Raw genomic sequence first — 12,111 nt, forward strand, 5'->3', positions numbered from 1 at the left:
CGCTGAATCAGTACCGGATCATCACCCGCCGTGCGATGGCGGGTGAGACATTGTAGACGGCGTTGAGCAGGGCGGTCATGCCGACATTCGCCTGTTTCCGCCCTGCCTGCATCGCCGCCACGATCTGCCGCCCGCATTCGGGCGCCGGCATCTTGTTGTGGGGATTGGCCTCGGTCATCCGGGTCTCGACCACCGGCGGCAGCGCCTCCAGCACATGCACCCGGGTCCCGGCAAGCTGCGCGCGCAATGCCATGGTGAAGCTCCTGAGACCGGCCTTGGTGCCGCAATAGACTGGCCCCTTCGCGCTGGGCGCGATTGCCAGTCCTGAGGTGACATTGACGATCATCGCCTCGGGCCGCGCGCGCAATCCGTCGAGCAGCCCAGCGATCAGTCGGATCGGCGCATTGACGTTGAGATAGATGCAGCGATCGATCTCGGCGAGGTCGAACGGGGCGTTCACGTCGAAGGTCGCCCCCATGCCCGCATTATTGACCAGGATGTCGATCGGCCGGCCCGCCAGCGCCCCCACCAGTGCATCGCATCCCGCGGCGTTCGACAGGTCGCCGGCGATCGTATCGAAGCCTTCCGCCAGCGCCGCCGCCAGCCGTCCCGGATCGCGCCCGACGACGATCACCCCGGCGCCCGCCGCCTTCAGGTGCCGCGCGATCTCCAGGCCGATCCCGTCGCTCCCGCCGGTCACCACGGCCGTCTTGCCACTGATCCGCATATCCGCCTCCTTTGCCCCGATCGGGATATAGCCGTTGTTGCGGGCGCGCCGGAGTCCTAACTGGAGGAACGATGTCCACGCCCAATGCCCCCGATCGCTTCAATGAGGAGAAATCCACCTACACGCTCCGGGGCAGCGACGCGCCCGATCTGGAGACGGGCGTCGCGGCGATCCGCAACGTGCTGAAGACATTGCCCGCGCGTCCCGGCGTCTATCGCATGCAGGATGCCCGGGGCGACGTGCTCTATGTCGGCAAGGCCCGCGCGCTGAAGAGCCGGGTCAATAATTACACCCAGGTCGATCGCCTGCCGAAGCGGCTCCAGCGCATGGTCGCGCAGACCCGCTCGATGACGATCGTGACGACCAACAACGAGGCGGAGGCGCTGCTGCTCGAGGCGCAACTCATCAAGCGCTATCGCCCGGCCTACAACGTCCTGCTGCGCGACGACAAAAGCTTCCCCTTCATCCTGCTGCGCGCCGATCATGATTTCCCGCGCATCCAGAAGCATCGCGGCGCGCGCCGCGCCAAGGGCAATTATTACGGCCCCTTCGCCAGCGCCGGCTCGGTCAACAACACGCTCAACGCGCTGCAGAAGCTGTTCCTGCTGCGGAGCTGCACCGACAGCTTCTTCAAGACCCGCGACCGGCCGTGCCTGCTCTACCAGATCAAGCGCTGCTCGGCGCCCTGCGTCGGCCGCGTCTCGAAGGAGGATTATGGCGAGCTCATCGCCGACGCGAAGGCGTTCCTCGCCGGCAAGTCGACCCAGGTGCAGACCAAGCTCGGCGGCCAGATGCAGGCAGCGGCCGAGAATATGGATTTCGAGCTGGCCGCGATCATCCGCGATCGGCTGAAGGCGCTCACCTTCATCCAGGGCAGCCAGGCGATCAACGCCGAGGGGGTAGGGGACGCCGACATCTTCGCGCTCGCCAACAAGAACGGCGTGATGGGCATCCAGGCCTTCTTCATCCGCGGCGGCCAGAACTGGGGCCATCGCAGCTTCTTCCCCGCCCACACCAACGACGTGCCCGAGGCGGAGGTGCTGGCGAGCTTCCTCACCCAATTCTACGAGGAGGTCCCGCCGCCGCGCGTCATCTTCGTCGACCGCGCGCTGGAAGAAACCGAGCTGCTGCAGGAGGCGTTCGCCGAGCGGGCAGGGGCGAAGGTCGCCATCTCCATCCCCCAGCGCGGCACCCGCCGCCGCCTGCTCGATCAGGCGAAGCGCAATGCGGAGGAAGCGCTCGACCGCCGCCTCGCCGAAAGCACCACCCAGGCCAAGCTGCTGCGCGAAGTCGCCGACCTGTTCGACCTGGCCGAGCCGCCCGACCGGATCGAGATCTACGACAACAGCCATATCCAGGGCACCAACGCCCTCGGCGCGATGGTCGTCGCCGGGCCGGAGGGCTTCCGCAAGGGCCAGTATCGCAAGTTCAACATCAAGGACGCGAAGACCATCCCCGGCGACGATTTCGGCATGATGCGCGAAGTCTTTAGCCGCCGCTTCGCCCGCGCCCAGGCGGAGGACCCCGATCGCGATGGCGGCGAATGGCCCGATCTGGTGCTGATCGACGGCGGCCGCGGCCAGCTCAACGCGGCCAAGGCCGTGCTTGAGGAACTCGGCATCGAGGATGTCTGCCTGGTCGGCGTCGCCAAGGGCCCGCATCACGGGCGGGACGGACGAGAGGTCTTCCACTTGATGGACGGCCGCGAATTCATGCTGCCGGTCAACGCCCCGGTATTGTTCTACCTCCAGCGCCTGCGCGACGAAGTCCACCGTTTCGCCATCGGCGCCCACCGGGCAAAGCGCGCAAAGGCGATCGGCGCGAGCCCGCTGGATGAGGTTCCGGGTATCGGCCCGGCGCGGAAGAAGGCGTTGCTGATGCACTTCGGCACGGGCCGGGCGGTGCGCAATGCGAGCCTGGAGGATTTGCAGAAGGCGCCGGGGGTGTCAGCGACCGTGGCGCGGCAGGTTTATGATTTTTATCATGGGCGGTAGGGGGAGGGGGCGCTTCCTCGGCGAAGGCCAATACGTGCTAAGCAAAAGAAGAGCACCTCGGATCAACACCTTAAGGTTACCCTAGACTTGTTCCAAGGGCGACCGGGCCACATGAACTGCTTCTCAACCTTCGCGACATCAAGCGCCCAGCCAGTCCATCTCGGCGTCATCCACCGCCGCGAAAACACCAATCTGAGGGACCTTTCAATTTCACCCTCTCGTCCGCTCGCCGTGTGAGCGGTGCAGAGGTTGGCGGCATCGCCCCATCTCAGATCCCTTACGTGAAGGCCTAAGCTGGTGGAGAGGGCATGGCGCGAGGATAGTCCGCGAAGCCAACGGCGTTGAGGCGGCTACGGTCACGCGCTCTGCGATCGTGCCCCCGATGTCGCGCCAGTGGAAAGGGAAATGGCAACGAACCGCATAAAGGATTCGTTATATGTTCGCGCGATCGGTCCTCGAATGTTCTCCTTCGAGCTTAAATCGGTGCCTCAAATGGCCCTATAATGCCCTGTAATGCCCCAGGAGAGAGATTCGGGGGTGTCGGCAGGCTCAGGGGCACTTTGGCCAAAGCGCGCCCCTACGACGCTTGAAAGTCGATTTGCCATTGTGGCGGCGAGTCGTTTCGAGTAGACGCAAGAAAGGGCCGGGAGCGCGAACTCCCGACCCCACTTGAAAATGCAACGATCCCGAAGGTTCGTTGGCTGCGATCGCGTCGAAGCCTATACGCTTACCGTGTTGAACCGTCAACGTCCTTCGGGGAATTACCCGAAAGGACCATCGCGATGATCACCTAGATAATTATCAGAACCGGCGTACAGCGCGCGTTACATTCTGTACGAATGTCGCGAGCGCCGCGAACGGACCAAACCCATTTGGTATGGTGGCAATTAGCTCGCCTTCAACTCGACCAAGCGCCAGCTTGCCGAGGCGATCCCGCGCATCTGAGAAGCTTTCAGCCATAATGCTGACGTTCCACTCGCTGCCGCCATGCTGGTAGGCAACTAAGAACGGTTTCATCTCGTTTTGCATAAAGGCTAACTCCAATGAGCGTTTCTTATTACAACCTCTACCAAGACACCCAGCGCCTGTGGCGCTGGAAGTACGTCGCATCCAACGGCAAGACGATCGCCGTTTCGAGCGAATCTTACTACGCCAAGAGCGATGCGCAACACGGCATCGACCTCATGAAAAACTCCAAGCTGGACCCCGTGGTCTGAGCGGCTGGCGCGCCGTGCGATGGCGCGCCAGTTCTCACAACTGCCAGAACCCGCCTCGCCCTCGATGAAACGCGCTAACCCTAGCTCGCACTGTCGCCTAGGCGCGCACGCGACACGTCTTCCCATAGTTTCGAGGGTGATTGAATCGACCGCCAGTCCGCGCTCTACGGCATCCTTTGCCGATCCCGCACGGTCGTCGGCCCGCGAGTAGTGCGTAGATTGCGTTGACAGTGCATTTAATCGCTTGATCAAATGCCACCGATCCTTCTGTCTCGCTGGATTGAATGCACTGTCACCGTAATTTCTGTCACCGTAATTTCGCCTCGGCTGCGACAGAGACAATGATCTGGCCCCCCTTTTTCGGTCGCAGCCTGCTGGTGCGCTCGGATGGAAGTGCTGTCGATCATCTGGATCTCGCCGTCGTGCGCCGCGCTGATGGAGCCCATGAGCCGGTCCCACACGCCCGCCGTCCGCCATCGGTTGAAGCGATTGTAGCAGGTCGTGCGCGGCATAACGCTCGGGCAGGTCGCGCCACGGTGCTCCCGATCGCAGCACCCAGAAGATGCCGTTCAGCACGCGGCGATCATCGACGCGCGGAACCCCTCGCGGTTTGTTGGGCAGTAGCGGCTCGATCACGCGCCACTCGAAGTCGGTTAGATCATATCGGCTCATTCCAATCCTGAATCAGCATGGCAACCCGAAGGGAAGCCCACACCGTTCAAACTTGAAAGCATCAGTGCTATACCGTCGATGCGGCGGGGGGACGGACACCTCGCAAGAGGCACCAGAGGGTAATGCTGACCGCGCCCAGGGTCTTGGGCACCGTCTGCGTAATAGTCAGACGCAGACCTTAGCCCCGCCGTACCACCCGGCCGCCCCGTTTATGGGTTCACGACCTAGACGAAGCCGTATCGACGGCTCGTACCCAGGGACCCTCATCGCGATAGGCTTGCACGTCTCCTTCAATTATCGGATTGATGCTGACGTCGTATCGCTTCTACGCTGGCGTAATAGTCGCCGAGCAACCCAAACCGATCCAGCATTCGAAGTGGATTCCCCATCGCCGCATTCCGCTCCTGGGCCTCCGTTATGCTACACCACGGGCAACGCGAGGCATCAGCCGACACCGGCTCGGAGCATGAGCTGCAAGTGTTGTCGGCAAGCGCGATCCCTCCGCCGTCGAATACTGCAGCTTCGCCATTGCGATTGAGGAAAAACGGCTGAGCGGTCGATTTACCAATGACTGTCGAATGCCACGCTAGGTCATTTGTATCGGCGATTTCCAAACTCAGCTTCTTCGCTTCATCCGATATATTCTTTCCAACAATGATTGATGACACGCAAGTAATCGGAATAAAGAGGATCTGGTTGAGGCCAACGGCCTCGCAGTACTGGCTGTCATCAACAAGCCGACATTCTTGCTCGTAGCTCCACGAAGTGTGCTTTGAAAAATACGCCTCTGACAGCACCGCCGCCTGTAGCCCGACCGCATGCCGTGGCTTCTTGGTTCCCGCGGCCATCTCTAAAAAGCGCGCGATCTTGTCGTCAGGCTTATCCTTGTACATCACGTCTCTAACGGCGAGATCCGTAAACGCGGTTTGAAGTTCATCTGCATCGAACTCCAAAATGAAGCCTGAGTGGTTCGCGCCGTAATGCGCCCACATAGGCGTAACGGTCGGCGACAGCGAGAAACATGTGGTCGGATGCTGTAGCAATTCTTGGATAATATCGCGATAGGTTGCGAGCAGTTCAGGCTCCAGCGTCAGGTCTACTCCAAGAAAAAGTTCATACGGATCGTTATAGTCCTTCGGAAGAGAGCATTTTACCCCACAAAATCCTTCCCGCAAAAATGCTAATTTAAGAACATCGCTTGAGAAGTATTTATAAATTTTCTTCGTCATGTCGCCGACCGTTGATCGTCTGATACATGGTAGAATAATAGCACATTGAAATTGCGACGGCAGTACATTTAATGCCTGGCCAATGCCATCGGCCCTCCTATCGGCGAATGCACTGTCGCCGTTATTCCCGGGGGCGAGCGGCTCGCCGGTGGTCCTGTCCCAGAATACGAGCGTCTCGCGCTGGTTGGTGATCCCGATCGCGGCGATCCTGGGTAATCGGCAAGATCTTTCCCATGAGGGCAGGCTTGACCAGGGCAGGGCGGAGCGGAAGCCCGGGCGCCGCGTTTAATCCCGCGCGCGCTGCTCCGTCACCTGAATCGCGGTCTCGACCATGCAATTGTCGACGAAGTCGTTGAGGAACACGAGCAAGTGATCGGGCGACAGTCGCTTGGCGGCGTGCTCGCGCAGCCAGGGATTGGTCGCGGCATCCATCACCGCCTTGGTCGCCAGCAGGGGCGAGGACGCATCGCTCGTCGTGACGACCGAGGCCGCGACGACCGCACCGATCTTGGTCGCCGTCGCCTGCATCTGCATCACGACATGGTTGGCATTCGCCGGCATGTCGCGCTTCATGCCTTCAAAGGCTTTGATGATGGGGGCCGGCCTCAACGTGGCATAGGCCCCGCTCCAGCTGTTGTAGAAGCGCGACCCGTTGTCGATCGTGTTCGTGAAGATCAGGCGGGTATTGTCGCGTATCAGCGCATCATAGCTCCTGTCGAGATCGGTGGACATGCCGACATCGATCCGCCAGGGCGGCTTGACCCTGGCGATCGCGGTAGTGAGCGCCTCCCGCGCGAAAAAGTCGTTGGGTCTCATCGCGTCGGCTGCGAAGCCCTGGGTGTTGGGGTTGACCACCACGATCTCGCCGGGATTGGCCTCGAGCCAGCGCAGCACGTCCACCAGGAAATCCACATAGGGATAGCCGGGGACCAGGCCGTGCTGGTGGTAGAGCGTGTTCCCGAAGAAAGGGCGGATCGCGGGATGCATCCAGCCGGGGCGAAAATCGAAATAGCGGGTACCGATGTCCAGCTGCGTGCGGATATCGTCCTTCTGCGTCATCGCGAGATTGGCGATGGCGCGCGGCCCGAGCAGGGCGGCGGCCACGCCCATATGCGCGCCGAGCGCGATGACGAACGCGGGATTGTGCAGCACTTTCCGCACCGCGCGCATGTCGAACATGCCGGCATCATGGGAACCGGGCAGTGCGAATCGGGAGAAGGGCCCGCGCGCGACGCGCGGATTGCGCTTCGCGAGATCACCCATCCAGCGCCGCTGATCGCGCGTCGCATAGACGTAAAGTTGATGCTGGTTGGTCATCCCCGAGACCTTGCCCGATCCCGCGTCGTAGAGGCCCCAGCAGACGGTCGGGCTACCGATCCGCGGCGGCGTCTTGAACATGGTGTGCATCGTGCCGGTCTTGAGGTTGCCGTCGAGCGAGCTGATGTTCTGCCAATGCCTTATCATGTCCTGGCCGCGGTAAAGCGTGACCCATTCGAGCCTGCCGGTGTAGTTGAACGGATCGGGGATGTTGGACGACTGGACCTGGAAGTTGTTGCGCTTGAAATTGGCTTCGGGGCCGTGTGAACGCGGGATGTTCGGCACGCCCAGGCCGATACGGAGATCCTCCGAATCCGAATAAAGATAATAATCGATTCCCTTCGCGACCATGATCTTTTCCTTTCGCCGATACAGATCGTTTCGCACACGAAACCTGAATCTGGAAGTCGATTAAACAGTTATCGAAGAATTATTCTAGAAAGCGAAACAACCATCGTGGCTACGGCGGGGTTGACGACCATTTTGGTTAGTTCGATCCGTTCATCGACTGTGTAACTCGAGGCGATCTGAAGTTCCGTTGCGCATGTCGACAGAGTATTCCGGGAGCGGAATACTAAATCATCAGCAGAGCCAATTACCTCACGTAATCGCACCATTGCGCCTGATCGGATTTTCCCGCTCCAACGCAATCCGCTTCGCGATCTCCCGGTTCAGCCCTGTGGGATGCTCGGCAAAGGCCCGCGGCGTCATCCCCGTGAAATGCTTGATCTCCCGCGTCACACGCGACTGGCTGTAGAAACCCTCTTCCAGCATCTCGTTGAGCTCAGGGTCGCGATGCATCATCGCCACCGCCCCGCGCAGCGCGCGGTATTTGCGGGCCAGCACCTTGGACGGCGGCCCGAAATAGCGTTTGCAGCCGCGCTGGACCTGCCGCAGCGACAGGCCGGTCAGCGCAACCAGGTCGTTGATGTCGGGCGGGACGGCACAGCCTCGTCAATCACCGTCCTGGCTCAAGAACACCACAGTTCCATTTTGCGCAGCTGCGGTTTTGCGCACGCACCCGGCGGCAGGGGAAGCGGCCGGCCGGGGCGCCACAAGCCAAGCCGTTGCTGGATGGCGGGCATCTCGGAATCGATCACGCGCAACGGGTTGCCATCGTCGTACCGCGTCGCGCTACGATAGCGCAGCACTGGATGATATGTGGCGGCCGGCCCCGCGCGGTTGACAGTGATCCAGTATCCAAACGGGGCATTCCCGGTCGGTTCGGCCGAAATGATCGCCCCGCGCAGTGGTCCGCTGGCCATGTAGCGGATTTCCTGGTTGTTATTGTGTCCGGTGAGGTGCCGATAGGCGTCGATGAAGCGATCACTGGCGCGACCATATTTCAGCATGCGCGTGCCGTTGATGCTGTCGCCGTCACCGCTGGGGAGGCTGGAGATCTGCAGGAGCAGGAACGGCCGTCCGCCCTCTCGCGGGTACACAATCTCCGCCTTGTCCAGAAAATGCGGGTCCGAATACAGATTTACCTCGCCGCCGATCGACAATGCATGATGGAAGTCGGCCTGGCATGTCTTGCCGCTGTCATTGGTCAGGCACAGCTTGATCTCGCCTGGCTGCATGTCGCGCGGATCGACTATCTCAATGTTTACGTCGCGACCTTGTGTGGTGACGAAACGCCAGGGCGTTCGTGTCGCGAATGATTTCGCCAGGTTGATCGAGGCGATAACCTTGTCGGGCGCAGGCGCGTCGGCGGCAGCAGCACTGGCAGCCAGAGCGATGGCGACGGCGAAGGTTGGGAGGGCGTAGCGAGCAGGCATCGTCACCCCGGGGTGATGTTGGCCGCTCCTTCATAGCCCGATTTGAGGCAGGTCGCGAGAGGATCGACATATTGCCGGAAAGAAAACGACTGCTTTCAGGATTGGCCTACTCACCGCCATATGACCGCCATTGGGCGCAAAGCCGCGCGACAGCCGGCGGTCAGCACCGGCCATTCTGGGTATGGGCACCGCGAAGATCTGCCGCCGACAGGCTGTCCGTTCGCCCGGGCAAGAGCGCTGGTCACCGCCGCGCTCTACTTCGGCTCATCGCGCCCCACGCCCGAACCACCCGCTCTGCATAGGGCCGCCCCGGTTCCGTTCATCTGCGGGAAAGCTTTACCCGAACACCCAAGGCCCATGGGGCGGGGGCTGTGTTTAGAGGAGGTAGCCTCAATGCGTATCATTTCGAAAAAGCCGGATGTTCGCGTCCTGCTCGCCATGCTTGCCGTGTCCGTATCGGGCGGCGCGGTCGCGCAGGAGCAGGGCGCGCCCAATCCCGATGTCGTCGTGCAAGGGCCCGCCCCGGTGGCGATGACCGAAGGGCCCGAGGTCAAGGGCATCATCGCCGCGCGCCATGGCGACACGATGAAGGTCAGGACCGCCGACGGCACGATCACGACCATCGCCGTCAACGATTCGACCCGGATCAGGGCCGGCGGCGGGCTGTTCGGCGGCAACCAGAAGCTCGCCGCGGATTCGCTGCTCAACGGGCTGCCGGTCACCGTCAGGACGCTGCAGGCGCAGGACGGGCAACCGGGCGGTGACCTGGTGGCGAGCCAGATCAGCCTGCGCAGGAATGATTTGAAGACCGCGACCATGATCCGGAACGGAACCGACCAGCGCTTCGATGAACAGACCGCGGCGACCGAGGCACTGCGCGGCCGCATGGGCGACATCGACAAATATAACATCAAGGGCACGACGAACGTTCACTTCGATGTCGGCCGGTCGGATCTCTCGGCTCAGGACAAGGCCCAGCTTTGCTCCACCGCAAGCTCCGCCGAACACACCGACAACGCCCTGATGCTGGTGGTCGGCTACACCGATTCGACCGGCGGGGACGATCTCAACCAGGAGCTTAGCGAGAAGCGCGCCAATCGGGTCATCAACTATCTGCAACAGGCGTGCGGCTGGAAACCCTATCGCATGCTGACCCCGACGGGCATGGCCAAGGCGGACCCGCTGGCAAGCAACGATACGCCGCAAGGCAAGGCGCAGAATCGCCGCGTCGCGGTGAATATCCTGGTCAGCAAGAGCGTCGACGGTCTGTGAGGCGAGGGGGCGGGCGTTGCCCGCCCCCCGGTTGAAACGGGACGGCTCGCCCGCGCGGCCTCGCTCTTCTTCCTCCCGCCGCGTCACCGTCCGTCGCTTTGCGTGATCGCGTCCGTCCCCTTCCTATCCGGCACCGGTTCCAGCCCGGCCGTTCCACGCGCTGTCGCCTGGGCGGCTCCGGCACTTGTACGGCATCTGCCGGTCGCGCCGCTGCCGGGCCTCGGCTTGCCCGGCCATGCCGCTGCCCTTCGGCACACCCTCCACAGGCTCTTGAAATCGATTTCTTGCAGTGGGGCGGATTCGCTCTAAACATCATCCGGGGTCCGGAACGGATCGGGAGGAGAGGACGTCATGGGGGTACGGGCACGCGCGACGATCGCATTGATCTTGACCTATGCGGTGCTCGGTCTGCTGATGAACAGCGTCGGCGTCGTGATCCTGCAATCGATCCGCCATTATGCCATCACCAAGACTCACGCGTCCTCGCTTGAGGCCTGCAAGGATCTCTCGGTGGTCGCTGCCTCCTTCCTGCTGGCGACGCGCCTGCCGGCCTTCGGGTTCCGCCGCGCATTGATCGCGGTGATGTTGATCGTCGGGGCCGGTGCCTTGCTGATGTCGGTCGCCAACGCCTTCTGGGCGACTCAGCTTTTCTTCGTGCTGACCGGCGTCTGCTTCGGCAGCGGGAAGGTGGCGACCTATGCGTCGATCGGCCTGTTGCGGCCCGATCGCGCCGGGCATGCGAGCCTCACCGGACTGGTCGAGGGCGTGTTCATGGTTGGCGTGCTGATCGGGGTCTGGATGTTTTCCTGGTTCATCGGGGCGGATTCGACCGGGACTGACTGGCTGCGCGTCTATTGGGTCATCGCCGCGATTTGCGCCGTCACTGCGGGGCTATGGGCGATCACCCCGCTCGACGAGAGCAGGGCCGCGCCGGAAAGCGTTGCGGCACAGGCGCCGGGCTGGCGTCAGATGCTGCGGCTTCTCGTGCTGCCCACCGCGATCGCCTTCCTCGTCTCGATCTTCCTCTATGTCCTGATCGAGCAGAGCATCGGCACCTGGCTGCCCACCTTCAACAACGAGATCCTTCACCTCCCGCCAGAGATGAGCGTCCAGGCGTCGAGCATCTTCGTTGCGTCGCTGGCGATCGGGCGGCTCGGCGCCAGCGCGCTGCTGCGCCGGGTTGCGTGGCTTCCGCTGATGCTCGGCTGCATCGTCTGCATCGCCGCGCTGGTGCTGGTCACCCTGCCGACGACCCGGGGTCTGACGCTGCGCCCGGATGTCGACTGGTTCGACGCGCCGGTCGCCGCCTATGTCTTCCCGCTGATCGGTGTCTTCATGGCGCCGATCTATCCGACGCTCTGCTCGGTGATGCTCACCTCGCTCCCGCAGGAACGGCATGCGGCGATGGTCGGGCTGATGGTGATCTTCTCGGCGCTGGGCGGCACGATCGGGTCGTTCCTCACCGGCATGATCTTCCAGCATCTGTCGGGCCAGAACGCCTTCTACATGACCTTGCTGCCGCTCGCCCTGATCGCGCTGGCGCTGGTCCGGTTCAACCGGATGATCGATCGCGGAGAAGACGCGGCGAAAGCTTCTACGATCTAGGCATGTGACCCACCGTCCCACGGGACCAAATCCGATCCTGAGCGTGCGACGGTAGCCATTGGTTTCACGCGAAGGCGCGAAGGCGCGAAGAGATCATGTCCAGAGGTCTCTCGCCGAGCACCGCCCTCCGTCGATATCGATGGCGCGCTTATCCGGATGCCTCTTTGCGCCTTCGCGCCTTCGCGTGAATCCGCTCTTCCTACTATTGGCGGCGTCCGAATGTAGCCTGGCTGATCGGGCGCGCATAAAAAATCACGCGGGACGATGTGTCCCGCGTGATCGATAGTGCAGCAATGGCTG

The 12,111-nt window shown here is 62.2% G+C and carries 10 protein-coding genes and 1 pseudogene; 4 read left to right on the forward strand and 7 right to left on the reverse strand.

The window, feature by feature from the left end:
• Positions 1-7: 7 nt before the first annotated feature.
• The gene (locus tag NDN01_RS04170; RefSeq protein WP_272626064.1) at positions 8-727 is read right to left on the reverse strand and encodes an SDR family oxidoreductase; all 720 of its coding nucleotides are present in this window, start codon (positions 725-727) and stop codon (positions 8-10) included.
• Between the two features lie 71 nt (positions 728-798).
• On the opposite strand from NDN01_RS04170, the gene uvrC reads away from it, so the two are divergent.
• Entirely contained in the window at positions 799-2,721 is a 1,923-nt protein-coding gene (gene uvrC, locus NDN01_RS04175) for an excinuclease ABC subunit UvrC (protein ID WP_272626065.1), read from the forward strand.
• An 801-nt stretch (positions 2,722-3,522) separates the two neighbouring features.
• Here the strand turns inward: uvrC and NDN01_RS04180 are convergent.
• The gene (locus NDN01_RS04180; protein ID WP_272626067.1) at positions 3,523-3,750 is read right to left on the reverse strand and encodes a hypothetical protein; all 228 of its coding nucleotides are present in this window, start codon (positions 3,748-3,750) and stop codon (positions 3,523-3,525) included.
• A 14-nt stretch (positions 3,751-3,764) separates the two neighbouring features.
• On the opposite strand from NDN01_RS04180, the gene NDN01_RS04185 reads away from it, so the two are divergent.
• Positions 3,765-3,938 carry a YegP family protein gene (locus NDN01_RS04185; protein ID WP_272626068.1) on the forward strand — a complete coding sequence of 58 codons (174 nt, stop codon included), beginning with the start codon at positions 3,765-3,767 and terminating at the stop codon, positions 3,936-3,938.
• A gap of 320 nt (positions 3,939-4,258) precedes the next feature.
• Here the strand turns inward: NDN01_RS04185 and NDN01_RS04190 are convergent.
• The 5 genes and pseudogenes from NDN01_RS04190 to NDN01_RS04210 form a co-directional block, all read right to left on the reverse strand.
• Positions 4,259-4,610 (reverse strand): annotated as a pseudogene (locus NDN01_RS04190) (IS5 family transposase); the annotation flags it as partial.
• Positions 4,611-4,900: 290 nt separating this feature from the next.
• Positions 4,901-5,839, reverse strand: coding sequence for a DUF2971 domain-containing protein (locus NDN01_RS04195; protein WP_272626070.1), 939 nt, complete (start codon positions 5,837-5,839; stop codon positions 4,901-4,903).
• A gap of 285 nt (positions 5,840-6,124) precedes the next feature.
• A complete protein-coding gene (locus tag NDN01_RS04200) occupies positions 6,125-7,507 on the reverse strand; it encodes a hypothetical protein (RefSeq protein ID WP_272626072.1) in 1,383 nt (460 codons plus the stop codon).
• A gap of 249 nt (positions 7,508-7,756) precedes the next feature.
• Positions 7,757-8,086, reverse strand: a complete 330-nt coding sequence (locus tag NDN01_RS04205; RefSeq protein WP_336298368.1) for a helix-turn-helix domain-containing protein — start codon at positions 8,084-8,086, stop codon at positions 7,757-7,759.
• 41 nt (positions 8,087-8,127) lie between these two features.
• Positions 8,128-8,940: a hypothetical protein gene (locus NDN01_RS04210; protein ID WP_272626074.1), complete on the reverse strand. Its 813-nt coding sequence runs from the start codon at positions 8,938-8,940 to the stop codon at positions 8,128-8,130.
• A gap of 387 nt (positions 8,941-9,327) precedes the next feature.
• Here NDN01_RS04210 and NDN01_RS04215 point away from each other — a divergent pair, with 387 nt between their 5' ends.
• Together NDN01_RS04215 and NDN01_RS04220 are read left to right on the forward strand one after the other, a co-directional pair.
• Positions 9,328-10,206 (forward strand): OmpA family protein, encoded by an 879-nt coding sequence (locus NDN01_RS04215; RefSeq protein ID WP_272626075.1) that lies wholly within the window; start codon positions 9,328-9,330, stop codon positions 10,204-10,206.
• Between the two features lie 351 nt (positions 10,207-10,557).
• Entirely contained in the window at positions 10,558-11,811 is a 1,254-nt protein-coding gene (locus tag NDN01_RS04220; RefSeq protein ID WP_272626077.1) for an MFS transporter, read from the forward strand.
• Positions 11,812-12,111 lie beyond the last annotated feature (300 nt).

The sequence above is a fragment of the Sphingomonas sp. QA11 genome, from assembly GCF_028473665.1.
GTDB classification, from domain to species: domain Bacteria; phylum Pseudomonadota; class Alphaproteobacteria; order Sphingomonadales; family Sphingomonadaceae; genus Sphingomonas; species Sphingomonas phytovorans.

What these genes read in the sequence shown, in the direction of transcription:
- NDN01_RS04180 (WP_272626067.1), bottom strand. Translation starts at nt 3,750, where the DNA reads ATGCAAAACGAGATGAAACCGTTCTTAGTTGCCTACCAGCATGGCGGC.
- NDN01_RS04215 (WP_272626075.1), top strand. Translation starts at nt 9,328, where the DNA reads ATGCGTATCATTTCGAAAAAGCCGGATGTTCGCGTCCTGCTCGCCATG.
- NDN01_RS04185 (WP_272626068.1), top strand. Translation starts at nt 3,765, where the DNA reads ATGAGCGTTTCTTATTACAACCTCTACCAAGACACCCAGCGCCTGTGG.
- uvrC (WP_272626065.1), top strand. Translation starts at nt 799, where the DNA reads ATGTCCACGCCCAATGCCCCCGATCGCTTCAATGAGGAGAAATCCACC.
- NDN01_RS04220 (WP_272626077.1), top strand. Translation starts at nt 10,558, where the DNA reads ATGGGGGTACGGGCACGCGCGACGATCGCATTGATCTTGACCTATGCG.
- NDN01_RS04170 (WP_272626064.1), bottom strand. Translation starts at nt 727, where the DNA reads ATGCGGATCAGTGGCAAGACGGCCGTGGTGACCGGCGGGAGCGACGGG.
- NDN01_RS04195 (WP_272626070.1), bottom strand. Translation starts at nt 5,839, where the DNA reads ATGACGAAGAAAATTTATAAATACTTCTCAAGCGATGTTCTTAAATTA.
- NDN01_RS04200 (WP_272626072.1), bottom strand. Translation starts at nt 7,507, where the DNA reads ATGGTCGCGAAGGGAATCGATTATTATCTTTATTCGGATTCGGAGGAT.